Consider the following 25,157-nt stretch of genomic DNA (forward strand, 5'->3'; position numbering starts at 1 on the left):
GCCCCTCTGTTTCGCGCTCCATCGGTTCGGTGGCCGCCCCGCAGGCCGTTGCGGGCACATTAGGACGTCTCCGGCGGGCGTTCACCGGCATGATCTGCCAACGTTCCGGATCTCGTACGGCAAGCCGGGTCATGCGCCGCCGATGACCGACCGCTACCGCACGCCGTACCCCGCGGCACAGACCCCCACCCCCGACCAGGGCGGTCAGTTCCTGTTGACGGCGCGCAGCGCGTGGTAGCCGGCCAGCACGACGACGGTGCCGAGGGCGATGCCGCTGAGGGCGAAGGTGCCGGTCACGGGGAAGGCCACGGGCCCGATCGCGCAGATGACGCCGGCGCCGACCGGCACCAGGTTGACGGGGTCGTCGAGGTCGACCTTGTTCTCGATCCAGATCTTGGCGCCGAGCAGGCCGATCATGCCGTACAGGATGGTCGTCACGCCGCCGAGCACGCCGCCGGGCGTGGCGGCGACCAGCGCGCCGAACTTCGGGCACAGCCCGAACAGGATCGCGATCACCGCCGCGACGTAGTAGGCGGCCGTGGAGTAGACCCTGGTCGCCGCCATGACGCCGATGTTCTCCGCGTAGGTGGTGGTGGCCGGGCCGCCGACCGCGGTCGAGACCACCGTGCCGACGCCGTCGGCCATGACCGCCCGCCCCAGGTAGGGGTCGACGTCGGTGCCGGTCATCTCGCCCACCGCCTTGACGTGGCCGACGTTCTCGGCGATCAGGGCGATGACCACCGGCAGCACCAGCACGATCGCCGACACCTCGAACACGGGGCCGTGCAGCGTCGGCAGCCCGATCCAGTCGGCCGCGGCGACCTGGTCGAAGCTCACCCTGAAGTGCTCGGTGACCTTCCCGTCGCCGCCGGGCGAGGTGATCGGCCCGCCCACGCGGTCCCACACCCAGGACAGGACGAACCCGAAGACCAGCCCGAGCAGCACGCCGATCCGGCCGAGGAAGCCGCGCAGGACGCCGACGAACACGAACGTGGCGATCATCGTGATGAGGGCCACCCACGGGTCCTGCGGCCAGTAGACGTCGGCCGCCACGTAGGCCATGCCGAACCCGATCAGCATGACCACCCCGCCGGTGACGACCGGGGGGAAGACCCTGTTGATGATCCGCACGCCCAGCAGGTGGATCGCCAGGCCCGCCAGCCCGAGCACCACGCCGACCGCCAGCAGCGCGCCGGTCACGGTGCCGTCGCCGCCGCCCGCGGCCCTGATGGCCACCACCGCGCCGACGAACGACGCGCTCGATCCGACGTAGCTCGGGATCCGTCCCTTCACGATCAGCAGGAAGAGGATCGTCGCGACCCCCGACATCATGACGGCGAGGTTCGCGTCCAGGCCCATCACCAGCGGGAAGACGAACGTCGCGCCGAACATCGCGATCACGTGCTGCGCGCCGAACCCCACCATGCGCGGCCACGTCAGCCGCTCGCCCGGCCTGACCACCTCACCGGCCGCCGGCGCCTTCCCCTCGCCGTGCAGCTTCCATCCCAATGCCATCGGACCACTTCCCAACCTGCGGTTACGTCTCCTACGTGATGTCGGAGAGAACCTTAGAGGCAGTGGGAAGCCGGGCGGTCATCAGGCGACGTGGATGCTGAACCCCTCGCCGCTGACCACCTGACCGGGCCTGATCTTGCAGGTCTTGCGGAGCTCCACCTCTCCGTCGACCAACACCATGCCCTCGGCGATCAGGTGCTTGGCCATCCCGCCGGTCTCGGTGACGCCGCAGTACTTCAGCAGGTCGCACAGCGGGATGTAGTCGGAGTTGAGCTCGAAGTCCAGATCCACGCACCCCAGCCTAGATGCCCCGCATGCGCAGCACGTGCAGGGCCAGGGTCAGGTTGAGGCGCAGGTGGGGGTCCTCGGTGAAGTTGCCGAGGAGGCGTTCGAGCTTGCCGATGCGGTAGCGCAGCGTGTTGTAGTGGAAGTGCAGCCGCCTGGCCGTCTCGGCGACGTTCAGGTTCGTCTCCAGCAGCACCTGCAGCGTCCTGCGCAGGTCGGCGTTGTCGCTGTCGTCGTCGGTGGCCAGCGCTCCGAGCGTCTCGCGCACGAAGGCGTGCAGCTCGGCGGTGTCGTTGACCAGCGACAGCAGGCGGTAGACGCCGAGCTGGTCGAAGTGCGCGATCGCGCCGGGGCCGTGCAGCTGGCGGCCGACCCTGGCCGCCTTCAGCGCCTGGCTGTAGGCCTCGGGCAGGCTGTCGGCGCCTGGGCAGGTACGGCTGGTGCCGGTGGAGAAGGTCCCGGCGGAGATGGCGTCGGCGAAGGACGCGGCCGCGTCCCTGGCCACCCGCGCGCTGTCCACGGCGGCGTCGACGACGGCGACCACCTCGTGGGAGAAGCCGGCGACCGCGCCGTTCGGGTCGTGCCGGCGCATGGCGGAGGTCCACGAGGTGACCAGCCGGTCCTGCGCGGTGCGCTCGTCGCCTTCCGGGTCGAGCTCGGCGACCAGGACGGTCACGGGGCGTTCGAGGTCCCAGCCGAAGGCGCGCGACCGGTTGGCGATCCGCTCGGCCGAGCCCGCCCTGCCGGTCAGGACGTCGCGCAGGAAATCGGCGCGGTACTTGCTCTCGACCGCGTTGACCGCGTCCTGCCGGGTGATGACGAGCGCGGCGACGGTGGCGGCACGTTCCAGGATGCCGATGTCGCTGTCGCGGATCACGCCCGCGGGGCTGTGGGCGAGGATCCTGCCGTGGTGGTGGCCGCCCGCCACGACAGGGACGGAGGCGTAGTGGCCGCTACGGCCCGCGGGATCGGCGCCCCTGGCACGGCCCGCCGGATCGTCCCCGGTACGGCCCGCGGGGTCGGACAGCCGGCGCAGGGCGGCCACGTGCTCGGGCGGCCCCGCGGCGGCCAGCAGCCTGCCCGCGCAGTCGACGGCGACCACGGCCACGTCCAGCAGCCCCGCGACCTCGGCGGTGACCTCGCCGAGGCCGCCGCCGGCCAGCACCACCTGCACCAGCGCCCGGTGCGCCTCCTCCGCGCGGACGAGCACGGCCGCCTGCCGGTTGAGGATGTCGGTGAGCACCTGGTTGAGGATGTCGTCGAAGCCGACGTCGTTGGGCAGCAGGATCAGCGGGAAGCCGAGCCTGTCGGCCTGGGCGACCATCTCGTCGGGCAGCTCGTCCAGGTAGCGGCCGAGCTTGATGGCCAGCGCGGCCAGGCCGCGCTCGTCGAGGTCGGCGACCAGGCGGTCGAGCGACTGGGGGGTGTTGCGCAGCGGGTAGCCGGTGGTGAGCAGCAACTCGTGCGGCTTGACCCAGGCCAGGACGTCGGGGACCTCCATCACGTTGAGCCGCTGGACGATCCGGTCGAGGCCCGCCTTCCCCGCGATCAGTCTGGCCTTCGCCAGCGTGGAGACGCCCAGCACCTCGCCCACCGAAACGCCGTGGATGATCGTTCCGGTGCTGGCCAGGCGGACAGGTGGCTCCATGAGGCGATTGTTACCGATGACCCTGTGTGTCAGGAAGAGCCAACCTTTTGATGGAGTGTTGGCACATTTCTCCGTACGGAGGTGTGGGGGGCCGCTCTACCGTCGGGTCCATGACGCTCGGCACGCAGAGACGGGTCCAGCCGCGCATCCACCTCACCGGGGCGGCCAGCGCGGCCGTGCGCCCTGTGCTGGAGTCGGCCAGGATGCCCGCCCGCGTGCTGGCGACGGTGCCGGTGGGGGTGTACCTGGAGGTGCGGACCCAGCTGGAGCCCTCGGTGATCGCGATGGTGACCGGCGAGGCGACCAGGCTGCCGAACGCGGTGGTGCTGGCCGGCGAGCTGCCCCGGGTGAGCGTGGGCGACGAGGCGGTCGTGGGTGACGGGGTCATCGAGGTCGGCCGCTACCGGGTGAAGGCGCGGCGCTGGTGGGATCCGGCGCCTCCGCTGCCGCCCGTGGAGCTCGCACGGCTGGCCGGGGCCGTACCCGCGATGTCGCCGCAGACGGCCAGAAGGCCCGGGCTGGAGGGCAACGCCGCCATCTCCCAGCTGGCGGCCGGCTGCGCGCAGGCGTCGCTGGTGCGCGCGGTCACCGCGGCCGAGCAGCTGGTGGGGCTCGGCCCCGGCCTCACGCCGAGCGGCGACGACGTGCTGGCCGGCCTGCTGGTGGCGCTGCGCCACCTGGGCGCGGCCGCGCGGGTCGGGCGGGCGGTGTGGCTGGCCGACTGGCTGGCCGCCGCCGTCACCTTCGACGCCGGCACCCGTACCACGCCGATCTCGGCGACCCTCCTGCACTGCGCCGCCAGAGGCGAGGCCAGCCCCGAGGTGACGGGCGTCCTGCGCGGCATCGCCGGCCTGCAGCCGATCGAGCCCGCGCTGAGGCGGCTGCTGCGCCTGGGGCACACCTCGGGCGCCGATCTGGCCCAGGGCGTGCGCATCGGCCTGGACGCGGTGCTGGCCCTCGGAGCGGCCCCATGAACACCCTGGTGAAACTGGTCGCCGGCGTCTACCACGACTCGGTGAGCCTGATGCGGGTCAGCCAGTCGCTGTCGGCCATGCCGGGCGTGGACGTGGCCGTCATCGCGATGGCCACACCCCTCAACCTCGACCTGGCCAGGGAGCTGGGCTTCGAGGTTCCCGCCGCCGCGCCGGCCGCGGCCGAGCTGCTGGTGGCGATCAGGGCCCAGGACGTGACGGCCGCGTCAGGCGAGCTCGACCGCCTGCTGACGGAGCTGTCGGGCCGCTTGCCCGCCCACGCCTCCGACGTCCCGCCGCGCACGACCCGCTCGGCGATCAGGGCGGGCGCGGCCGACCTCGTGCTGGTCTCGGTGCCGGGCGAGCACGCCTTCGCCGAGGCGCTCGACGCCGTCGAGGCCGGCGTGCCGGTGATGATCTTCAGCGACAACGTGCCGGCGGAGCAGGAGGTGCTGCTCAAGCGGCTGGCCGAGGAGCGCGGTGGACTGGTCATGGGTCCCGACTGCGGCACCGCGGTGATCGGCGGGGCGGGGCTCGGATTCGCCAACGTGCTGCGCCCCGGGCCCGTCGGCGTCGTGGCCGCCTCCGGCACCGGGGCCCAGCAGGTGACCTCCCTGCTCGATCTGGCGGGCGTGGGCGTCAGCCACGTGCTCGGGGTGGGCAGCCGGGACCTGTCGGCCCAGGTGGGCGGGTTGTCGGCGATGCGGGCGCTGCGCCGGCTGGACGACGATCCGGCCACCGAGCTGATCGTGCTCGTCTCCAAGCCGCCCGCGCCCGAGGTGGCGCGGGCCGTCCAGGAGGTCGTGGAGAAGCTGCGCACGCCCGTCGTCCAGGCGCTGCTGGGCACCTCGGGCGGCGACCTCACCTCGGCCGCGGAGAGCGCGCTGGAGGCGCTCGGCCGCACGCCGCCCGCCTGGCCGTCCTGGAGCAGACCGGTCGCGCGCGGCCCGGTGAGGGGCCTGTACTCCGGCGGCACGCTGTGCACCGAGGCGTCGCTGATCACGCCCGGCGGCTTCGTCGACTACGGCGACGACGTCTTCACGCGGGGCAGGGCGCACCCGATGATCGACCCGACGCTCAGGCTGGAAGCCCTCGCCAAGGTGCGGCCCGGTGAGGTGGCGCTGATGGACGTGGTGCTCGGCCACGGCGCCGACCCCGACCCGGCGCTGCGGCTCGCCCCGGCGATCGAGGCCGCGGTGGGCAGGGGCGTCCAGGTGGTGGTCGCCCTGGTCGGCACCGAGAACGACCCGCAGGGGCTGCTCCGCCAGGCCGCGGCGCTGCACGAGGCGGGCGCGTCGGTCTTCACCTCCAACGCCCACGCCGCCCGGCACGCCGCAGGGAGCGACACGTGAGCCTGCTGCCCGTCGATCCGCACGTCGTCACTGTCGGCGCCGACCTGCTCGGCCAGGCGCTGGACGCCCAGGCCGTGCCCAGGACCGCCGTCGACTGGCGGCCGCCGCTGCCCGGCACCGCCGACGCGCTGGCCAGGGTGCTGGCCGACCCGCGCAGGGCCGCCGCCAACGAGGCGGCCGTCGCCCGCCTGCTGAGCGCCCGCCCCCAGCTGGTCGACGTACGGCCGGCCGCCGACGCGCTGGGCCTGCCCCGCGGGACCTTCCTGCACGCGGGGCCGCCCATCACCTGGGAGCGCGCCTCGGGCCCGCTGCGCGGCGCGCTGATCGGCGCGATGCTCCTGGAGGGCCTGGCCGCCACGGTGGAGGAGGCCGAGCGCAGCCTCGCGGCCGGCGAGGTCACCCTCGACTCCTGCCACCACCACCGCACGGTCGGCCCGATGGCGGGCGTGGTCAGCCCGTCGATGTGGCTGTTCGAGGTGCGTGACGCCGAGCACGGCGGCACCGCCTACTGCTCCCTCAACGAGGGCCTGGGCAAGGTGCTCCGCTACGGCGCCTACGGCCCCGAGGTGCTCGACCGGCTGCGCTGGATGGGCGAGGTGCTCGGCCCCGCCCTGCGCGACGCGCTGCGGATCAGCGGCCCCGTCGACCTGCGCGCGATGATCGCGCAGGCGCTGCAGATGGGCGACGAGCTGCACAACCGCAACCGCGCCGCCACCTCGCTGTTCCTGCGCGAGCTGGCGCCCGCGCTGGTCGAGGCGGCCCCCGCGCGCGCCGCCGAGGTGCTGCGCTTCGCCGCCGGCAACGACCACTTCTTCCTCAACCCGGCCATGGCCGCCGGCAAGGTCAGCACCGACGCCGCCCGCGGCGTGCCCGGCTCGTCGCTGGTGGTGGCCATGGCCCGCAACGGCACCGACTTCGGCGTGCAGGTCTCCGGGCTGGGCGACCGCTGGTTCACCGGGCCCGCGGGCGTCCCCGACGGCCTCTACCTCGGCGCGTACGGCCCCGACGACGCCAACCCCGACATCGGCGACTCGACGATCACCGAGACCTCGGGCCTGGGCGGCTTCGCCATGGCCGCGGCGCCCGCCATCGTCCGGTTCGTCGGCGGCGAGGTGGGCGACGCGATCACGGCCACCCGCTCGATGTACGAGATCACGCTCGCCGAGCATCCCGCCTACCAGATCCCCGGGCTCGGCTTCCGCGGCACGCCCGTCGGCATCGACGTGGTCCTGGTGGCCAGGACCGGGCTGCTGCCCGTCGTCAACACCGGTATCGCCGGCAGGGTCGCGGGAACGGGACAGGTCGGCGCGGGGCTGGTGAGCCCGCCCGCCGAAGCCTTCATTGCCGCGCTCAACGCACTCGCATTCGATAAGTGATCAATTAGCAGTTTCCGTATTCTCGCTGGCCACCCGCCCATTGCCGGCCGTTTGATTACGTTGATCGCGTGTCGACTTCCGTTTACTAATCGCATGCCGATATGGTGGCGAACCTCGCAATTCGGCGTAGGGGAAATAGGTAGGGGGCGGGAGATGTCTGACCGCTTGCTCGGAAAGGTCCCTGCCGAGGGACCTGGTGCGCCGGGGGGCGCCGAGAGCCAGGGTCGTCTCATCGGTCGCAGGTACAAGCTGCTGTCACCCGTGGGCAGAGGCGGCATGGGCATGGTGTGGCACGCGCACGACGTGCTGCTCGACCGGCCCGTCGCGGTGAAGGAGCTGATCCTTCCCTACGGGCTCGACCAGGCCGGCAAGCAGGTGGCGCACCGGCGCATGATGCGCGAGGCCCGCTCGGCCGCGCGGCTCGGCCACCCCGGGATCGTGACCGTCCACGACGTGGTCGAGGAGGACGGCCGGCCGTGGATCGTGATGGAACTGGTCCGCGCGTGGTCGCTGGAGCAGGCCGTACGGCAGAGCGGCCCGCTGCCCGTCGTCCAAGCCGCCGAGATCGGCATCAGGGTGCTCGACGCGCTCCGGCACGCGCACGCGGCCGGGATCCTGCACCGCGACGTCAAACCCGGCAACGTCCTGCTCACCGCCGACCGGGTCGTGCTGACCGACTTCGGCATCGCGGCCATCGAAGGCGACGTGTCCATCACGCAGACCGGCCTGCTCATGGGCTCGCCCGCCTACGTCCCGCCGGAACGGCTGTCGGGACAGCCCATCACGCAGGCGGCCGACCTGTGGTCCTTCGGCGCCACCCTCTACGCGGCCGTGGAGGGGCGGCCGCCGTACGAGGGGCCCGACGCTATCGCCGTGCTCGGCGCGGTGCTGACGCACGAGCCGGTCAAGCCGCAGCGGGCCGGGGCCATGCTGCCGGTCATCGAGGGGCTGCTGCGCAAGAACCCCGCCGAGCGGATGAACGCGGCCCAGGTCGCCGGCCTGCTCGAACGGATCCTGGCCAGTCACGGCGGCGGGGCCGCGCGATCGGCGGGGCCCATCCCGACGCCGTCGGACTCGACTCCCGCGCACCTGCTGCCGCCGCTCGACCCGCCATCGGGGCCGTTGCCCTCGCGGATCGTCGAGACGCCCTCGGGGCCGGTGCGGGTTCCCTACGACCCGGCGGTGGACGGCCCGCCGGGCGGTTCGAGCAGTGGTTCCGATGTGAAGAGTGGTTTTGACTCGATGAGCGGCTACGACTCGACGAGCGGTTTCGATTCGATGGGCGGTTTCGACGCGGCGGGCGGTCAGGGACCGTACGACTCGCCGGGCGGGCCGGGCGGCCACGACTCCCTGGGCGGCCCCTCGGGACCGCACCGGTTCGACACGCAGGGCGGCGCGTCAGGCCCCCACCGGTACGACGCGCTGAGCCACCCTGCAGGGGCGCCCGGGTACGACGCGCTCGGCGGACCTGCGCAGTCACCCGGGTACGACGCGCTCGGCGGACGTGCGGAGTCACCCGGCTACGACGCACTGGGCGGACCTGCAGGGTCGCCCGGATACAGCTCGTCGAACGGGCCCTCGGGGTCGCAGGGGTACGGCTCGTTGGGCGGGCCCTCGGGGTCGGACAGGTACGACTCCCTGGGAGGTGCCTCAGGACCGCACCGGTACGACTCCCTGGGCGGCGCGCCGGGATCGCGGGGGTACGACGCGCCGCGGAGCTCGTCGAACCCCCGCGGCCATGAGGTACCGCGCGGTTCCTCCGATCCCTACCCCACCCCGCCCCCGTCGGGGTCCGGCACGTCGCCCACCCCGGGCTCGGGCGCGCATCAGGCATCGGCGTCCGGCGGCTTCCCCACCTCAGGTTCAGGTGGGTTTCCCATCTCAGGATCAGGCGGCTTCCCCACCTCAGAATCGGGCGGCTTCCCCACCTCAGGATCAGGCGGCTTCCCCACCTCAGGATCAGGCGGCTTCCCCACCTCAGGATCAGGCGGGTTCGCGGTCTCCGGGTCGGGCGGGGCTCCGAACTCGGGGTCGGGCGGGTTTCCGGCGTCGGCCGCTCCGGCGAGCGGTGGCGCGGAGCCGCCGCCGATCCTGCCGCTGACCGACGGCCTGCGCCCCGACTCGGCCGCCCAGGCCCCGTGGCCGCTGTCCCAGGACGAGAAGCCCCGCCCCGGCGCCCGCGACCGCCGCGACCGCCCGGCCACCGGCCGCAGGAGGAGCACCGACGGCGGCGGGTGGATGCGCGGTGGGCGTCCCACCCCGCGCCTGATCCTCACCGTCGTCGCCACCCTCGGCGTCGCCGCGGCCACGGTCTTCTTCCTCACCTCGGGCGGCTCCCCGTCCGAGCCTGGCGTCGCCAATGCCACCCCGGCCGCCTCCGAGCCGGTCAAGCAGCCGATGGCGGCCGTGGCCGTACCCGACGGGTTCAAGGAGCACACCCCCGAGGGCTTCACCGCAGCCGTACCCGAGGCGTGGAAGCTGTCCGCGTCGGGCGGGGAGGCGATCTTCACCGGCCCCAAGGACTCCGGCATGAAGATCGCCGTCGAGCAGGTCTCGCCGCAGGAGGACGGCGGCCTGGCCGAGCTGACCGGCGAGGAGGCCGACGGCGGGGTCGACGGATACATCCAGGTCCAGCTGCAGCAGGTGAAGTACCGCTCGTGGAAGGCGGCCGACTGGGAGTACCAGTACACGCAGGGCAACGGGGTGCCGATGCAGGCGCTGACCCGCTACGTCACGCTGGACGACAGGGACGCCTTCAAGATCACCTTCACCATGCCGCAGCTGCAGTGGGACGACCAGGCCCAGACCCGCAGGATCTTCCTGGACACCTTCCGCCCCACCTCCTGACCCGCCCCCACCCCGGGGGCTGCTGTCCCGACAGACGGCCCCGTGCTCCCGGGCCCGGAGACAGCGGGGCCCGGAGCGAGCAGGGCCCAGGGTGAGCAGGGCCCGGAGTGAGCAGGCCCCCGAGCCGCTGTCCCGGCAGACGGCCCCGCGCTCCCGGGCCCGGAGACAGCGGGGCCTCCCCTGCTGCTGCCCGACCCGCGCAGCGGCAGGGGCGGGCACCGTGGCGCGTCCGCCGGTGCGCTACCGTCACGCCATGAAGCTGGCGAGCATCCATTTCTATCCGGTCAAGTCCACCCGAGGCCACGATGTCACCGAGGCCGAGGTGGAGCCATGGGGTCTGAAGGACGACCGCCGCTACATGGTCGCCACCCCCGACGGAGGGATGTTGACCGCCAGGGAGGAGCCCAGGCTGCTGGCGTGCAGGGCCGAGCTGTCCGGCGGCCGCCTCACGCTCACCGGCCCCCACCGCCCGCCGTTGCTGGTGACCCCCACCGCCGAGCTGAGCGACACGCAGGTGTGGCGCACCCGCGTCAAGCTCACCGACTGCGGCGACGACGCGGCCGCGTGGCTGTCGGCGCTGGTGGACAGGCCCGTGCGGCTCATGTGGCTGGACGATCCGACCCGCCGTCCGGTGAACCCCGAGTACGGCACGCCCGAGGACCGGGTCTCCCTCGCCGACGGCTACCCGTTGCTGCTGGCCTCGATCGCCTCCCTCGGCCAGCTGAACGACTGGATCGCCGAAGGGGCCGTCGAACGCGGCGAGGAGCCGCCCGCGCCGTTGCCCATGACCAGGTTCCGGCCGAACGTGGTCGTCTCGGGTGCCGAGGCGCCGTTCGTCGAGGACGGCTGGAAGCGGGTGCGCATCGGCGAGGTGGACTTCCGCGTGACCAAGCCGTGCGCCAGGTGCGTCCTGACCACGATCGACCCCGACACCATGGAGAAGGGCAAGGAGCCGCTGCGCACGCTCGGTAAGCATCGCAAGATCGACAGGAAGCTGCTGTTCGCGGTCAACCTCATACCCGACGGTCCCGGCACGATCCGCGCCGGCGACCCCGTGACCGCCTCCTGATCGCCTCCCGACCGCCTCCGGACTGCCCGGTCACCTCCCGGCCGACCCGCGGCCGACCACCTCCCGCCCCGCCCGCGGCCGGGCGTCCCGGCCCTCCGCCCCACCAGAGCGTCCGCTTTGGGATGATGTTGGAGGTTATGCGACACTTCACCGGTGACCACCAGCCCGACAAAACCGTCAGTGTCGTCAGTACAGGGCGTGCAGCGCCGTACCCTCGCCGTGCTCTCCGCCGCCCAGATCACCGGAGGCGTCGGCGTGGCCGTCGGGCTGGCGCTCAGCTCGCTCGTCGTCTTCCGGCTGTCGGGCTCCGAGGCGGTCAGCGGACTGGCCGGCACGGCCACCGTCCTCGGCGCGGCGCTGCTGGCGCTTCCGGCGGCGAAGGTGTCGGGCAAGGGCGGGCGCAGGGCCGGGCTCGGCCTCGCGTACCTGGCGGCGCTGACCGGGTGCCTGATCTCGGTGCTGGCGATCACCGTCGGCTCGTGGCCGCTGCTGCTCGCGGGGCTGGTCCTGGTCGGCGGCGGCAGCGCGGGCAACCTCGCCGCCCGCTACTCGGCCACCGACCTTTCACCGCAGGGGCACGCCGCCCGGCACCTGTCGCTGGTGGTGTGGGCCGCGACGATCGGCTCGGTGGCCGGTCCCAACCTGGCCGGGCCGGCCGACTCGATCGGCAGGGACCTGGGGCTGGTGCCCGCGGCAGGGCCGTTCGCGGTCGCCGCGCTCTCCTTCGCCGTGGCGCTGCTGATCGTCGTGGTGGGTCTGCGCCCCGACCCGCTGACGCTCGCCAGGCAGCTGAGCGGCACCGAGACGGCGTCCATGGCGGGATCCAGGACGATCAGGGACGCCTGGGACACCCTGCGCGCCACCCCCACCGCGCGCAGGGCGCTGCTCGCGATCGCCGTCAGCCACACCGCGATGGTGTCGGTGATGTCGATGACGCCCGTCCACCTGGACCACGGGGGCGCCGACCTGGAGGTCATCGGGCTGGTGCTCAGCCTGCACATCGCGGGCATGTTCATGCTGTCGCCGGTGGTCGGCTGGCTCGCCGACCGGCTGGGCAAGGTGCCCGTGCTGGTGCTCGGCATGGCGCTGCTGCTGGCCGCGGCGGCACTCGCCGGTACGGCGGGCCGGCACGGCGTCGGCCAGGTCACCGTGGGGCTCGTCCTGCTGGGGGTGGGCTGGTCGTGCGGGCTGGTGGCGGGCTCGGCCATGCTGTCGGAGTCGGTGGCGATCGAACGCCGTCCGGCCGTGCAGGGCCTGTCGGACCTGCTGATGAACGTCTGCGGCGCGACCGGCACGATCGTCGCGGGCGCGATCGTGGGGGCGCTGTCGTACGGCGTGCTCGGTCTGGTCGTCGGCGTCATGGTCACGATCACGGGCGGCTGGCTGGTGCTGCGCGGACGGCCGGGTCAGGCGGCACCCGCGGCCTGACCGCTCACTTGGCGTCGGCGTAGCAGGAGACGGTCACCGTCTCCATCGGGAAGCGCACCGGCGTCGCCCCGAACAGCAGCCGTGTCGCCTCGGCGGCGGCCGCGGCCACGGCGGCGCTCACCTGCTCGGCCTGGTCGAGCGGGCAGTGCACCATCACCTCGTCGTGCTGGAAGAACACCAGCCTGGCCGGCTCCGGCAGCAGCCCGCGCAGCACCGCCAGCAGGGCCAGCGCCCACTCGGCCGCCGTGGCCTGGACGACGAAGTTGCGGGTGAAGCGCCCCCGGTCGCGGGCCGCCCGCGCCCCGTCTGGCCCCGAGACGAGCTGCTTCCAGCGCTGGGACGGCGGCGGGCTGGTACGGCCCAGCCACGACCTGACGAGCTTGCCCTCCTCCCCCGCCTTGGCCGCGTCCTCCACGAACCGGTAGGCGAGCGGGAAGCGCTCCCGCATCACGGCCAGCAGCTTGGGCGCGTCGCCGCTGGTGCCGCCGTACATGGCGGACAGCATCGCGATCTTGGCGTGGTCGCGCTCGCCGCCGAAGGCCTTGGCCAGCGCGGAGTAGAGGTCGATCTCGCCGGCGGCGGCGGCCAGGCCCCTGTCGCCCGCCATGGCGGCCAGCACCCGCGGCTCCAGCTGGGCGGCGTCGGCCACGATCAGCGCCCACCCCTCGTCGGCCAGCACGACCCTGCGCATCACCTTGGGGATCTGCAGCGCCCCTCCGCCGCTGGTGGCCCAGCGGCCGGAGACCACGCCGCCCACGACGTACTCGGCCCTGAAACGCCCGTCGCGCACCCACTGGTCGGCCCACGCCCAGCCGTGGAAGCTGTGGAGCCTGGCCAGCTCCTTATAGGCCAGCAGCGGCGCGACGGCGGAATGCTCGATCTTCTTGAGCTCCCCCGACCTGGTGGTCTTGACCGCCACGCCCGCCGTCTTGAACGCCTTGACCAGCTGCTGCACGGAGTCGGGGTTGACCGGATGGCCGAAGGCGGCCGACACCTGGTCGGCCAGCGCCTGCAGCTTGGCGGGCCGCATGCCGTGGACGGGCCGCGGGCCGAGCAGTTCGGTGAGCAGGTCGTCGTGCACGTCTCTGCGCCACGGCATGCCGTCGTGGCCGAGCTCGGCGGCGACCAGCGCCCCTGCCGACTCGGCGGCGACCAGCAGCCGGAAGCGGCCGGGGTCGGGCAGCGCCTCGATCCTGGCCAGCTGGTCGTGCAGCACCTCGGCCAGCGCGTCGGCGCCGAGCTCGGCCCGCTCCGGCTCGAACAGGGTGTCCTGCCTGGCCGCGGGCCCGCCGCCGTCGTCGGGCACCGGGAGCCCGTGGAGCCTGGCGTGGGCGGCCTCGGCCGAGCGCGGCTCGCCGTACCTGCCCTCGTGGGCGAGCAGCAGCCCCTCGGTCAGCGCCAGGTCGTGGCAGCGCGCCACCCGCACGCCCGCCGCCAGCAGCGCCGGGTAGACCTGCCGCGCGTCGGCCCAGACCCAGCGGGGGCGGCCCGGCTCCAGCTCGCCGACGGCGGCGGCGAGGTCGGCGACGCGGCGGGCCCGGCCCTCGATCGGGCGCAGCGTCCCGCCGCCCGAGGAGTCAGTGGTCAGGGCGACGTACACGCCTCCAGCCTGCCAGGCCGTACCGACAGTTCTCCCGCGCCTCCCAGGGGGTCACGAGGTCTCGGTCACAAGGCCAGGAGGTCGGGGTCACGGGGTCGCAGAAGGTCACCGGGTCGCGGGGATCATGGGGTCGCGGGGAGTCAGGGGGGTAGTGGGGGTCACGGGGTCAGGGGGATGGTCACCTCGTCCTCCAGCGGCGGGTCGAGCTCCTGCGGCAGGCACCCCGTGGCCGCGAAGCAGCGCAGCGTCAGCGCCTCGGGCGTCACGTCCAGGTGCAGGAAGCTCTTGAAGAACGGCGGGGTGTCCCAGTCGGACAGCTCCGACAGCGACCGGTGGAAGGTCCTGCCCACCGGCAGCCGCAGCGGCATCGGCCAGGCGCCGAGCACGCGCGCCGCCCACCGCATCCGCCGGGTGATCGTCACCTCGGGGCGGATCGGCCTGACCGGGGTGTTCTTGACGCGGTCGGCCATGATGCAGGCCGCCTCGGCCGGGGTCAGGTACAGCCACCGCATGCGCAGCCGCCTGGCGTACAGCTGGCTGTAGAACGACAGCGAGTCGCCCCGCAGCGGGTAGCACCTGAAGTCGTCCTCGTGCACGCCGGCCACGTGCACGCGCTCGATGGTGTGGGTGGCGTGCATGAACGCGCCCGACCCGCCCGCGACGACGTACTGGATCACCCGGTCCCCCACCCTGACCGGGTAGCGCTGGTAGTTGTGCACGTCGCCGCCGATGGCCGCGACGTAGCGGTGCGCGGGGTCGCGGACGATGTCGTCGATCGTCCCGCCGCCTTCCAGCGGCGAGGGCTTGTGGACGTTGCGGGTGTAGATCGGCTTGCCGGTGACCAGGATCTTGGGCCGGGGGTCCAGGGAGGTCCTGCGCAGCCACGCGACCTGGTCCTTGTCGATCAGTCCGCGGATCCCGGTGTCGATCCCGACGATCAGCAGGCTCTCGCTCTCGATCGCCCAGTAGGAGGCCGGCTGGAGGGCCTGCTGCTCCGGCGCGCCGCGCAGCCGGCGGGCCGCGGCCAGCGCCGCCTCGTCGATCGGCTCGGGCTTGCGCCACAGCAGGCCGCGCAGTCCCCGGTCCGGCCGGGGCTTCAGCGGCGGCGCGTCGCAGAAGACGCGCATGAACCCGCCCAGGCCGTCGTACCAGTCGTGGTTGCCGGGAACGGCGTAGACGGGCGCCGGGTAGTCCTTGTAGGGCTGGAAGAACTTGTTGGGGTACTCGTTGCCCGCGCCCGTCGGATAGATCACGTCGCTGGCGATGACGGCGAAGGAGGTGTCCCGGCCGACCTCGAGCATCCCCGGCACCACCGCGTACTGGGAGGCGTCGCCCTCGCCGGGATCACCTAAGAGCAGGAAGCCGAAGCGCCTGCCGAGCCCCGGCCTGATCCTGAGGTCGGCGTCGACGCCCCGCCGCCGCTGCGCCTCGACCCAGCGCCGCCGCACCTCTCCCGAGGGGTCGCCGAACAGGCCGGCGAGGATCTCGTTGCGCGAACGCCAGAGGGTCCGGGGGTTGAGCCAGGAGAAGGTGTCGTTGTCCGGGCGCAGGTCACGGTAGGTTCCGATCTGCTGGCACCGCCATCCGGCGCCCTCCTCCGAGGTGCGGGAGGAGGACCGCTTTCCGCGCTCTGCGGCGACGTCGACCATGGTCATATGTTTACCTGATCTCATGAAGCTGTCATCAGGCGACCACGTGCGGTAGCCTTCACCCCCAAGCAAGCGGTTGTCGATGCTGCGGGGGGCTGGGGATGGCCCGCACCGGTTCAGGGGATGGGATCAGCGCCGACGCCGTCGAGGGCCTGCTCGCCTATGCCGCGACGCAGCGGGGGTTCGGCGGCGCGGCGATGAGGACGACGGAAAGGGCGATCGCGGGCGCGCGCGTACTGGCGGCCCGCGATCCCGTCACGTACACGGGGCTGCTGGTCAGGGCGCTACGGGCGGGCTGCGGGCTGCTGATGTCGCGCGGCCGGCCGGCCAGGGCGCTGCCACTGGCGGAGGAGGCGCTGGAGCTGGCCAGGAGCCTCGGCGGCGCGCCGCTGGTCATGGCGCTGGGCTGCACCGCCGAGGTGCTGACGGCGCTCGGCCGGAAGGAGGAGGCGTTCATCCTGCTGGTCGAGGCGGAGAAGGAATGAGCACGCCGGGGTTCATGATCCCGGCGGGGTCGAGGCGTTCCTTGACCGCGCGCAGGATCTCCACGCCGAGCGGGCCGATCTCCTCCGCGTAGGCCTCCCGGTGGTCCCTGCCGACGCCGTGGTGGTGCGAGATGGTGCCGCCGGCGGCGACGATCGCGGCGTTGACCTCCCGCTTGGCGCTCTCCCATGCGGCCAGGCCGTGGCCGGTCACCACGGTGAAGTACAGCGACGCGCCGGTCTCGTAGACGTGCGAGATGTGGCACATGACCAGCGGCGTGCCGAGCGCGCCGAGCAGCGCCAGCCGTACCGCGTCGTAGAGCCTGGGCAGGTTCGCCCAGAAGGTCGCGGTCTCCAGCGTCTCGACGGTGGCGCCGGCGGCCAGGAGCGAGTCCCGCAGGTACGGCGCGGCGAAGCGGCCGTGCGCCCAGGCCTGCCCCGGCTCGGCGCCCAGGTAGGTGCCGCCCGCCTGGGCCAGCACGGCCGCCGCAGGCTGCCGGTCCTTCTCGTGGCCGGCGATCAGCAGGCAGCCCGCGTCGCCGGAGCCGATGGCCTCGGGCTTGGCCAGGCCGATCATCGTCTCGGTCTCGTCCGACAGCCGCAGCACGGTGGGCAGCGACCCCGCCTGCGCGAGGGCGCGCATCGCCGCCGAGCCGGCGGCGAACGACTCGAACCGCCAGCCCTCGTAGACCGTCTCGGCCGGGATCCTGCGCACCCGCAGCCGCAGCGAGGTGATGACGCCGAAGGCGCCCTCCGAGCCGAGGACCAGCTGGCGCAGGTCGGGGCCCGCGCCGGACTTGGGCGCCCGGCCGAGGTCGAGCGTCCCGGCGGGGGTGGCCACTGTCATGCCCACGACCATGTCGTCGAAGCGCCCGTACCCGGCCGAGGCCTGCCCGCTGGACCTGGCTGCGGCGAAGCCGCCGAGCGTGGCGTACTCGTAGGACTGGGGGAAGTGCCCCAGCGTGAGCCCGTGCTCGCCCAGCAGCCGCTCGGCGTCGGGCGCGCGCAGGCCGGGCTCCAGCTCGGCGACCATCGACTCGGTGTCGACCGACACCAGCCGGTCGAGCCTGGCCAGGTCGAGGGCGATCACGCCGCCGCCCGTCACGTCACTCGTCACGCCGCCGACGACGGAGGTGCCGCCGCCGAAGGGGACGACCGCCACGCCGTGGCGCCCGCACACCTCGAGGACGCGCAGCACCTCCTCGTGCGAGCCAGGCAGGACGACCGCGCCGGGGGCGTCCGAGCCGTCGCCGGCCCGTATGCGCAGCAGGTCGGGGGTGGACTTGCCACGGGTGTGCCGGACCCTGGCCTCGTGGTCGTCGCGCACGTGGGCCGCGCCCACCGCCTCCCGCAGCTCGGCCAGCGCCACGCCGGGCAGCGGGGCGGGCGGGAGCTTCACCTCGTCGATGGCCACGGCGGGCGCGGGCGCGCTCACCCCCATGAGGTCGTGCAGGAGCCTGCGGATCTGGTCGGGCAGCTCGCGGGCCTTGGCGGGGTCGCCCCAGCCGCTCCACAGCATCGGTTCGTTCTCCACGCCTTACACTGTGACACATGACGGCAATTCGTCACAATGACGTCGTACTGGACGCCGCCCGTGCCTGCGTGCTGGCCTACGGGGTGCGGCGCACGACGCTGACCGACGTGGCCCGGCGGGCCGGGGTGTCGCGGATGACCATCTATCGCGGCTGGCCCGACGTGGGCAGCCTGGTGGCGGATCTGATGACCCGCGAGTGGCTGCGCGTGGTGGCCGAGCTTGACCTGAGCGATCCCGTGCCGGCCGTGGTCAAGGGCGTGCGGACGCTGCGGGAGCACCCGCTGTGGCGGAAGATCGTCGAGGTCGACCCCGAACTGCTGCTGCCGTACCTGACCGTGCGCAGGGGCGCCAGCCACGACGCGATCCTCGAGGTCCTGGAGCGGAGCATGAGCCCGGCGCGGGCCCGCGCCGTGCTGCTGACCGCCCAGTCGTTCCTGCTGTCGGCCCACACCATGGGCGACCCCGACGCCCTCGACGCCGAACTGACGACCCTCCTGGAGAGGTATCTGGCATGACACCCGCGACGAACACCTCCCTGACCGCCGCGCGCAGGCTCGCCGAGCTGGAGCGGGTCCGCCACGAGACCGTCGACGTGCTGGTCGTGGGGCTCGGCGCCACGGGGGCGGGCGTGGCGCTCGACGCCGCCTCCCGCGGGCTCACGGTGGCCGCGATCGACGCCCACGACCTGGCCTTCGGCACCTCGAGGTGGAGCTCGAAGATGATCCACGGCGGGCTGCGCTACCTCGCCAAGGGCCAGGTGGCGGTGGCCCGCGAGAGCGCGGTCGAGCGCGGCATCCTGCTCACCCGCACCGCGCCGCATCTGGTCAGGGCCGCGCCGTACCTGCTGCCGCTCACCCCGGCGGTCTCGCGGGCGCAGGCCGCGCTGGTCATGACCGGCTACCGGATGGGCGACGCGCTGCGCGTGGCCGCGCGCACGCCGCGCGGGCTGCTGCCGGGGCCGTCACGGCTGCCCTCCGCCAAGGCGCGGGAGCTGGCGCCGCCCCTGCGCGGCGACGGCCTGCGCGGGGCGCTGCTGTCGTGGGACGGCAGGCTGGTCGACGACGCCCGCCTGGTGGTGGCGATCGCCCGGACGGCGGCCGGCCACGGCGCCCGGATCCTGACCAGGTGCAGGGCCATGGAACTGCACGGCGACGGCGCCGAGGTGCGCGACGAGCTGACCGGCGAGACGTTCACGATCAGGGCCCGCGCGGTGATCAACGCGGCGGGCGTGTGGGCCGGCCTGCTCAACCCCGACCTCAGGCTGCGCCCCTCGCGCGGCACCCATCTGGTGCTGCGCGGCGAGACGCTGCCCGGGCTGCGCGCCGGGCTTCACGTGCCCATACCCGGCGAGAGCAACCGGTTCGCCCTGGTCCTCCCCCAGCACGACGGGCGGGTCTACGTCGGTCTCACCGACGAGCCGGTGGACGGCCCGGTCCCCGACGTGCCGGAGGTGCCCGACGAGGACGTCACGGCACTGCTGAGCGTGCTGAACACGGTCCTGGAGGTCCCCGTGGACCGCGGCGCGGTGGCGGGCGCCTACGCGGGTCTCAGGCCGCTCCTGGAGGCCGAGGGACGCACCGCCGACCTGTCCCGCCGGCACGCGGTGCTGACGTCGGCGGACGGGGTGGTCACCGTCACCGGCGGCAAGCTGACCACCTACCGGCGGATGGCGCAGGACGCCGTGGACCGGGCCGTCTCGCGGCGGGCGCTGCCGGCGGGCCCGTGCGTGTCGGATCGGCTGCCGCTGGTGGGCGCCCGGCTCGCGGGCGGCCCCGCGGACCTCGTCGCCCGGTACGGCGGCGAGGCGCCAGCCGTCCACGAGCTGGTGAAGCGGCATCCCGAGCCGGTGGGCGCGGGCCGTACGCTCGGCGAACTGGTGTGGGCGGTGCGGTACGAGGGCGCACTGGACGAGGCCGACCTGCTCGACCGGCGCACCAGGATCGGGCTGGTCCCCGAGGACCGGGCGGCGGCGCTCGCGGCGGCCCGGCACGCCCTGACCCTCTGAGCGCGTGTCGGCCGCATGCACACTCCCCAAACCGTTAGGTTAGTCTTACCTAAGGAAGAAGGATCAAGGGGAAGGTGGGCATGGCCAAGGGGTGCGACCATCCGGTCGGCTGTCACACGGGCGACGTGCCGACCCTCGCCAGCGCGACGGTCGGCGCCCGCCTGTGGCTGCTCATCGAGCACGAGGGCCCGTGGGCCTCGCACCTGGAAAACTGTGAACTTCCTGAAGAGATCGCGGAACTCGTGCGAAGAGCCGCCGAACGCGGTATCAGACCCCAGCTCATCCGCCGCCCAGGGCGCCGAACCCGGCAGCGGGACCAGCGCATCCGTGTGCTAGTCGGCTATGCGGCAGGCGAGAACCCCTGGCTGGCCAGCGGTGTCATCGCAGGTCCTGACGATCTTGACTTGGACGCCGTGGTGGCCGGAGTGGTCCCAGAGTCCTGCATACTTGAAGACGAGCCGGTATTTCTGGTCTGCACGCACGCCAAGCGCAATGCGTGCTGCGCCCGCATTGGACTACCCCTCGCTCGACGGCTGGCAGAAGTTTTGCCGGACAGAGTGTGGGAAACCTCACATGTTGGCGGCGATCGCTACGCCGCCAACCTCGTGTGCTTGCCACACGGAATTTTCTACGGCAGCATGTCTCAGGCTGCTGCGATCGCAGCAGTCAATGCGTACCGGTCCGGCGAGGTGATTCTCGACCGTTACCGGGGACGCGCAGGCATCCCTGAGCCATTGCAGGCCGCCGAGCATTTCGCCCGTGCCCACACGGGTGAACTGTCGGTCGGCGAAGTGGCCGTGGAATCCTCCAGGTCGGACGGCGACGTCACCGAGGCCCTCGTGCGCTGCGGTGACGTCCGGTTCCAGGTTGTGGTTGAGCCAGCGGTGTTCCCAACACCGTGTGGTACGGCTTGCGCCGAGACGATCACGACCTACCGGCTGGTCTCGCTGGACAGGCTCACGCCTGTGCGGTACGCCACGCCCGCTCTCGCCTGATCACGGGAACATCACGGCACACCCCTGCGTTGGAACAGTGACGCCGAAAGCGTCCAATGCGGCTCAATCACTGAAATACCTCTCACGAAGGTGGTTTTCTCATGTCTCAGGTACGTCGGCAGATCGCCCGCCCGCGCCCCAGCTGGGGTTGGCAGGATGATGCCGCGTGCCGAGGTGAGGACCTCGTGCTCTTCTTCGGTCCCGACGGCGAGCGGCAGCCCGAGCGTGACGTTCGCGAGCGGAAGGCCAAGGCGATCTGCGCCCAGTGCCCCGTTCGCGCCGAGTGCCTTGACTACGCGCTGTCCCGGCCCGAGAAGTACGGCACGTGGGGCGGTCTTAACGAGGACGAGCGCGCCTCCGAGCGCCGCCGTCGCATGCGCCGCGCGGCCAGCGCAGGCATCTCCGCCGCCTGAGGTCCACCCCCGGCAGCGTCCAGCAGCAGCGTGATCACGCAGTTGTCCCGATGACCACCTCGAACCCGGTCGGGACAACTGCCTGATCAAGCACCATCAAGCACCACGGGCGTCGCCGGCAGCACATCCCCCCTTCCAACAGAGGGCGCGCGACTCCCCCCGTCGAGGGCAGCGTGACGATGCCGCGCCTCAGGCGATCAGGTCGTCGAACTCCCCGTCCTTCGCGCCCAGCACGAACGCGGTCATCTCCGCCTTGGTGTAGATGAGCGCGGGATCGTCGGGGAAGCGGGAGTTCCGCACCGCGTACTGGCCCGTCGGCAGGGCGGCCACCTCCACGCAGTTGCCGTTCGGATTACTGCGCCTGCCCTTGCGCCAGGCCACCGCGAGTCTGCTCGCGGCGATGCCGTTGGGAATCTCCCCCATGGTTCCTCCTCGTGCGTGCGAATGCACGTGCATCGGTGCTTGCAGGCCACGAGGATACGCGAACTAGAAGATCTTGCGCAGTCGCTCCAGAAAGCGCCGGCTTTCGGCGGGAGTGTCCGCTTGCACGCTGAGCCGGTCCATGACCTTCATGTAGTGCTCGGACTCACCCAGCTTGTCCAGGTAGAGCGCGCTCGACAGCTGCTCCATGTAGACGACGTCGGGCAGCTCGGGCTCGGGAAAGCGCAGGATGGAGAAGGCGCCGCCGGCCGCCGCGTGCCCGCCCCGCTCGAACGGCATGACCTGCACCGTCACGTTCGGCAGGTCGGCGACCTCGATGAGGTGCCCGATCTGGCCGCGCATGGTCTCGTTCCCGCCCAGCGCGCGGCGCAGCACCGCCTCGTCGAGCACCGCCCACAGCGCGACCGGCCGCTCGCCCCCGAGGCGTTCCTGCCTGGTCATCCGGAGCGTGACGCGGCGCTCCATCTCGCTCTTCGGCGCCCTGTCGTGGGCCAGCGAGATCACCGCCCGCGCGTAGTCGGGCGTCTGCAGCAGGCCGGGGACGAACTGGTTCTCGTAGGTGCGGATGATCGAGGCCGCCCCCTCCAGGCCGATGTAGACCTCGAACCAGTTAGGCAGCAGGTCGTTGTACTTGTGCCACCAGCCCGGCTGGTTGGCCTGCCTGGCCAGGTCGAGCAGGCGCGCCCGGTCGCCGGGGTCGGTCACGCCGTACATGGTGAGCAGGTCGGCGACGTCGCGCTCCTTGAAGCTCACCTGGCCCAGCTCGAGTCGGCTGATCTTGGCGTGCGAGGCCCTGATGGCGTAGCCGGCGTCCTCCCTGGAGATCCCCTTGGCGGTGCGCAGCCTCCTGAGCTGGGCACCGAGCAGGATGCGCAGAACCGTCGGGCCGCCACCCTTGGCAGAGCTCAGGGGTCGCACGTTCTCCGCCGCTTCCACGCGCTGTCTCCTCTCGAGTAAAGATCACAGTGTGACACGGATCCGGGGCGGGCATCACCCTTCACGCACGTGCATTTGCGATTTGCATCGGTAAAACACGGAAAGTCTTGCATCTGTAAGCTCTCGCCGTAAATATGGTCACTTGGACCGCGCGAAGTATCCGAGCCCCGGGGACCTCCATGACCACTTCCGCAGCACCATCAGCACCATGGCACGCCGCCACGGGCACCGCACCGCCCGACTGGCTCAGCACCCTGCTGTCCGGCAGCCCGCCCGGCGACCAGGCGGTGGTGCTCGACTTCGCCATGCCCGCGGACCCGGCCGTCGTGGGGGTGGCCAGGTCGTTCGTGCGCACCACCTTCGCGGGATGGGAGTCCTGTGACGCGGTGTTCGACGCGCAGCTCGTCGTCTCGGAACTGGTGACCAACGCCATCAGGCACGGCGGGGGCGCCAGGTCACTCAGGCTGGTGTGCTCGCAGCGCCGGCTCGGATGCGCGGTCCGCGACTTCAGCGGCGCGGTGCCGATGACCGCGACAACCGGTTTCCTGGCCGAGTTCGGCAGGGGGCTGCCGCTCATCGAGGCGCTCACGACCGCCTGGGGGTGGCTTCATCCGGCCGGCGGCGGCAAGCTCGTCTGGGCCGCGCTCAACTGAGGCGGCCCACGTCACTGCTGGGCCAGCAGCGCCAGCACGTCGGCGTCGGTCAGCTGCTCGAAGCTTCCGTACCACTGCCCGACCGCGTGGAAGTCGGGCGGCGTGGCCAGCACGACCAGCTCGTCGGCCTCGCCGCGCAACGCCCTGACCGTCTGCGGCGCCCCGACCGGCACAGCCAGGGTGAGCCTGCCCGGCTTGGCCGCCTCGACCGCCCTGAGCGCCGCCCTCGCCGTACCGCCGGTGGCGAGCCCGTCGTCGACGACCACCACGTCCCGGCCCGTCAGGTACGGCAGCTTCCGGTCCCCCCGGTAGACCCGCACCCTGCGGCGCAGCTCCTCGCGCTCCCGCTCGACCACCTTCTCCAGGCCGGAGCGGGTCAGGCCGAGACCGGCCATCAGCCGCTCGTCGAAGACCGGCTCCCCGCCCTCGGCGATGGCGCCCACGCCCAGCTCGGGCTGGGCGGGGTAGCCGATCTTCCTGGTGACGAGGATGTCCAGCACGCCGCCGATCCTGCGGACCACGGGCACCGCCACGGCGACCCCGCCGCGTGGCAACGCCAGCACGACAGGGTCCTTCAGCCCGCGCAGGCGCTCGGCCAGCAGGGCACCTGCCTCGGCTCTGTCGGCGAACAGCGGCCCCATGCCCGAGTCATACCCGTACCGGTGCCGCGCATCCCTGCGCCGGCTAGGGCCGATTACGCCCTGACCTGCGCATCTCCTTGTGGATGATCTTCCACTTCTGCTGTTGTTCCTTGCGCAGCCTGGCGTCGGTCCTGCCGGCCATCCACGCGGCCTCCCGCTGGAGCTTGAACCAGCTCTCCAGCCTGCGCTCGGGCAGCAGACCCGAATCCAGGGCCGCCTGCACGGCGCAGTCAGGCTCGCCGTTGTGGGAGCAGTCGCCGAACCTGCACGAGCGGGCCAGGTCCTCGATGTCGGCGAAGACGAGGTCGACCCCGTCGGTCATCTCGTAGAGGCCGACCCGCCTGATGCCGGGCGTGTCGATGATCAGCCCGCCGCCGGGCAGCGGGATGAGCTCCCGGTGCACGGTGGTGTGCCGGCCCCTGCCGTCGGCGGCGCGGACCTGCTGAGTGTCCATCACCCCCTCCTCGGCCAGCGCGTTGACCAGCGTGGACTTGCCCGCTCCCGAAGGACCGAGCACCACGGCCGTGCGCGAGCCGGCGAGATGCTCGCGCACCGGCGCGACACCCTCGCCGAGCAGGGAGGAGACGGCGTGCACCGGCACGCCGGGCGCCGCCGCCGAGACGTCGGCCAGCAGCTGGTCGAGCCCCAGCTCGAACAGGTCGGACTTGGTGATGAGCACGACGGGCGTGCCGCCGCTCTCCCACGCCAGGGCGACCAGCCGCTCGATGCGTCCGAGGTCGGCGAAGTCGGTGGCGTGCATGGACGGCTCGGCCACGAAGACGACGTCGACGTTGGCGGCGAGCACCTGCCCCTGTCCGTCGCCGGACAGTCCCCCGCGCGAGACGCGGCTGACGCCGCCCCTCACGAAGGCGGTACGGCGGGGCAGTACCTCGTCGAGCTCGTAGCGGCCCTCGGGCAGCGCCCGCAGCGCCACCCAGTCGCCCACGCAGGGCAGTGCGACCGGGTCACCGGCCGCGGCCCTGCGCACGCGGGCGCCGTATTTGACGTGGTGATGGCCGTCGGAGGCGATGACCTCCGCGGCTCCGCGGTCGACCCGCGCCACGCGCGCGGGAACGGTGTCCGCGGGAAGCTCGGCGGCCAGCGAGCCGGTCCAGCCGAGCAGGGACAGATCGTGTGTGGTCACGCTTGGGTACCCTTCGGAAGCCAGGCCCCGCGGCGTGAAAGGTCAGGCGGGCACCCGGAGGTTTTCGGACAGCGAGCAGCTCAGAAAGACCCGCATAGTCCTCACCTCCCATGTGTCGTGGCCGTCTGCCAAGCCGAACAGTATCACTCCCGCAGATCACGTGCGTCGTGAGC

22 protein-coding genes are annotated in these 25,157 nt (G+C 72.6%); 12 read left to right on the forward strand and 10 right to left on the reverse strand.

Going from position 1 to position 25,157, the window contains the following annotated elements:
- Nucleotides 1-204: 204 nt before the first annotated feature.
- The 3 genes from ABZX22_RS00125 to ABZX22_RS00135 form a co-directional block, all read right to left on the reverse strand.
- Nucleotides 205-1,515, reverse strand: a complete 1,311-nt coding sequence (locus ABZX22_RS00125) for a solute carrier family 23 protein (RefSeq protein ID WP_354904248.1) — start codon at nucleotides 1,513-1,515, stop codon at nucleotides 205-207.
- Nucleotides 1,516-1,596: 81 nt separating this feature from the next.
- Nucleotides 1,597-1,806, reverse strand: coding sequence for an RNA-binding S4 domain-containing protein (locus tag ABZX22_RS00130; protein ID WP_354904251.1), 210 nt, complete (start codon nucleotides 1,804-1,806; stop codon nucleotides 1,597-1,599).
- Nucleotides 1,807-1,816: 10 nt separating this feature from the next.
- On the reverse strand, nucleotides 1,817-3,448 hold the full coding sequence (locus ABZX22_RS00135; RefSeq protein ID WP_354904253.1) for a PucR family transcriptional regulator ligand-binding domain-containing protein: 1,632 nt from the start codon (nucleotides 3,446-3,448) through the stop codon (nucleotides 1,817-1,819).
- Nucleotides 3,449-3,558: 110 nt separating this feature from the next.
- On the opposite strand from ABZX22_RS00135, the gene ABZX22_RS00140 reads away from it, so the two are divergent.
- The 6 genes from ABZX22_RS00140 (at nucleotide 3,559) to ABZX22_RS00165 (ending at nucleotide 12,491) form a co-directional block, all read left to right on the forward strand.
- On the forward strand, nucleotides 3,559-4,422 hold the full coding sequence (locus tag ABZX22_RS00140; protein ID WP_354904256.1) for a DUF2877 domain-containing protein: 864 nt from the start codon (nucleotides 3,559-3,561) through the stop codon (nucleotides 4,420-4,422).
- Nucleotides 4,419-5,771 carry an FdrA family protein gene (locus tag ABZX22_RS00145; RefSeq protein ID WP_354904258.1) on the forward strand — a complete coding sequence of 451 codons (1,353 nt, stop codon included), beginning with the start codon at nucleotides 4,419-4,421 and terminating at the stop codon, nucleotides 5,769-5,771. The genes ABZX22_RS00140 and ABZX22_RS00145 overlap by 4 nt, the downstream gene beginning before the upstream one ends.
- On the forward strand, nucleotides 5,768-7,147 hold the full coding sequence (locus tag ABZX22_RS00150) for a DUF1116 domain-containing protein (RefSeq protein WP_354904261.1): 1,380 nt from the start codon (nucleotides 5,768-5,770) through the stop codon (nucleotides 7,145-7,147). The genes ABZX22_RS00145 and ABZX22_RS00150 overlap by 4 nt, the downstream gene beginning before the upstream one ends.
- Before the next feature lie 153 nt (nucleotides 7,148-7,300).
- Complete coding sequence (locus tag ABZX22_RS00155; RefSeq protein WP_354904264.1) at nucleotides 7,301-9,994, forward strand: protein kinase; 2,694 nt, start codon at nucleotides 7,301-7,303, stop codon at nucleotides 9,992-9,994.
- A 253-nt stretch (nucleotides 9,995-10,247) separates the two neighbouring features.
- On the forward strand, nucleotides 10,248-11,063 hold the full coding sequence (locus ABZX22_RS00160) for an MOSC N-terminal beta barrel domain-containing protein (RefSeq protein WP_354904266.1): 816 nt from the start codon (nucleotides 10,248-10,250) through the stop codon (nucleotides 11,061-11,063).
- Between the two features lie 180 nt (nucleotides 11,064-11,243).
- Nucleotides 11,244-12,491 (forward strand): MFS transporter, encoded by a 1,248-nt coding sequence (locus ABZX22_RS00165; RefSeq protein WP_354904269.1) that lies wholly within the window; start codon nucleotides 11,244-11,246, stop codon nucleotides 12,489-12,491.
- Nucleotides 12,492-12,495: 4 nt separating this feature from the next.
- Here the strand turns inward: ABZX22_RS00165 and ABZX22_RS00170 are convergent, their stop codons facing one another.
- Complete coding sequence (locus ABZX22_RS00170) at nucleotides 12,496-14,091, reverse strand: bifunctional 3'-5' exonuclease/DNA polymerase (RefSeq protein WP_354904272.1); 1,596 nt, start codon at nucleotides 14,089-14,091, stop codon at nucleotides 12,496-12,498.
- Nucleotides 14,092-14,249: 158 nt separating this feature from the next.
- A complete protein-coding gene (locus ABZX22_RS00175; RefSeq protein WP_354904275.1) occupies nucleotides 14,250-15,746 on the reverse strand; it encodes a metallophosphoesterase in 1,497 nt (498 codons plus the stop codon).
- Nucleotides 15,747-15,841: 95 nt separating this feature from the next.
- Here ABZX22_RS00175 and ABZX22_RS00180 point away from each other — a divergent pair, with 95 nt between their 5' ends.
- On the forward strand, nucleotides 15,842-16,225 hold the full coding sequence (locus ABZX22_RS00180) for a hypothetical protein (protein ID WP_354904276.1): 384 nt from the start codon (nucleotides 15,842-15,844) through the stop codon (nucleotides 16,223-16,225).
- Here ABZX22_RS00180 and ABZX22_RS00185 read toward each other — a convergent pair.
- Nucleotides 16,194-17,741, reverse strand: a complete 1,548-nt coding sequence (locus ABZX22_RS00185; protein WP_354905214.1) for an FAD-binding oxidoreductase — start codon at nucleotides 17,739-17,741, stop codon at nucleotides 16,194-16,196. The genes ABZX22_RS00180 and ABZX22_RS00185 overlap by 32 nt on opposite strands.
- A 32-nt stretch (nucleotides 17,742-17,773) precedes the next feature.
- Between ABZX22_RS00185 and ABZX22_RS00190 the strand changes: the two genes are divergently transcribed.
- The 4 genes from ABZX22_RS00190 to ABZX22_RS00205 all read left to right on the forward strand — a co-directional run bounded on the left by ABZX22_RS00190 (nucleotide 17,774) and on the right by ABZX22_RS00205 (nucleotide 21,169).
- The gene (locus tag ABZX22_RS00190; RefSeq protein ID WP_354904278.1) at nucleotides 17,774-18,271 is read left to right on the forward strand and encodes a TetR/AcrR family transcriptional regulator; all 498 of its coding nucleotides are present in this window, start codon (nucleotides 17,774-17,776) and stop codon (nucleotides 18,269-18,271) included.
- Nucleotides 18,268-19,761 (forward strand): glycerol-3-phosphate dehydrogenase/oxidase, encoded by a 1,494-nt coding sequence (locus ABZX22_RS00195; RefSeq protein ID WP_354904281.1) that lies wholly within the window; start codon nucleotides 18,268-18,270, stop codon nucleotides 19,759-19,761. Before ABZX22_RS00190 ends, ABZX22_RS00195 begins: the two co-directional genes overlap by 4 nt.
- A gap of 80 nt (nucleotides 19,762-19,841) precedes the next feature.
- Entirely contained in the window at nucleotides 19,842-20,756 is a 915-nt protein-coding gene (locus tag ABZX22_RS00200) for a sucrase ferredoxin (RefSeq protein WP_354905216.1), read from the forward strand.
- A gap of 101 nt (nucleotides 20,757-20,857) precedes the next feature.
- A complete protein-coding gene (locus ABZX22_RS00205; RefSeq protein ID WP_192773819.1) occupies nucleotides 20,858-21,169 on the forward strand; it encodes a WhiB family transcriptional regulator in 312 nt (103 codons plus the stop codon).
- Nucleotides 21,170-21,358: 189 nt separating this feature from the next.
- Here the strand turns inward: ABZX22_RS00205 and ABZX22_RS00210 are convergent, their stop codons facing one another.
- Together ABZX22_RS00210 and ABZX22_RS00215 are read right to left on the reverse strand one after the other, a co-directional pair.
- A complete protein-coding gene (locus tag ABZX22_RS00210; protein ID WP_354904284.1) occupies nucleotides 21,359-21,592 on the reverse strand; it encodes a DUF397 domain-containing protein in 234 nt (77 codons plus the stop codon).
- 63 nt (nucleotides 21,593-21,655) lie between these two features.
- Nucleotides 21,656-22,546 (reverse strand): helix-turn-helix transcriptional regulator, encoded by an 891-nt coding sequence (locus ABZX22_RS00215; RefSeq protein ID WP_354904286.1) that lies wholly within the window; start codon nucleotides 22,544-22,546, stop codon nucleotides 21,656-21,658.
- Between the two features lie 179 nt (nucleotides 22,547-22,725).
- Between ABZX22_RS00215 and ABZX22_RS00220 the strand changes: the two genes are divergently transcribed.
- Complete coding sequence (locus ABZX22_RS00220) at nucleotides 22,726-23,199, forward strand: ATP-binding protein (protein WP_354904288.1); 474 nt, start codon at nucleotides 22,726-22,728, stop codon at nucleotides 23,197-23,199.
- Nucleotides 23,200-23,210: 11 nt separating this feature from the next.
- On the opposite strand, the gene ABZX22_RS00225 is transcribed toward ABZX22_RS00220, so the two are convergent.
- Nucleotides 23,211-23,840: a phosphoribosyltransferase family protein gene (locus ABZX22_RS00225; protein WP_354904290.1), complete on the reverse strand. Its 630-nt coding sequence runs from the start codon at nucleotides 23,838-23,840 to the stop codon at nucleotides 23,211-23,213.
- A 43-nt stretch (nucleotides 23,841-23,883) separates the two neighbouring features.
- Nucleotides 23,884-24,984: a ribosome small subunit-dependent GTPase A gene (gene rsgA / locus ABZX22_RS00230; protein ID WP_354904292.1), complete on the reverse strand. Its 1,101-nt coding sequence runs from the start codon at nucleotides 24,982-24,984 to the stop codon at nucleotides 23,884-23,886.
- Nucleotides 24,985-25,157 lie beyond the last annotated feature (173 nt).

Origin of the sequence: Nonomuraea sp. NPDC003804 (genome assembly GCF_040610675.1) — a bacterium.
Lineage (GTDB): Bacteria > Actinomycetota > Actinomycetes > Streptosporangiales > Streptosporangiaceae > Nonomuraea.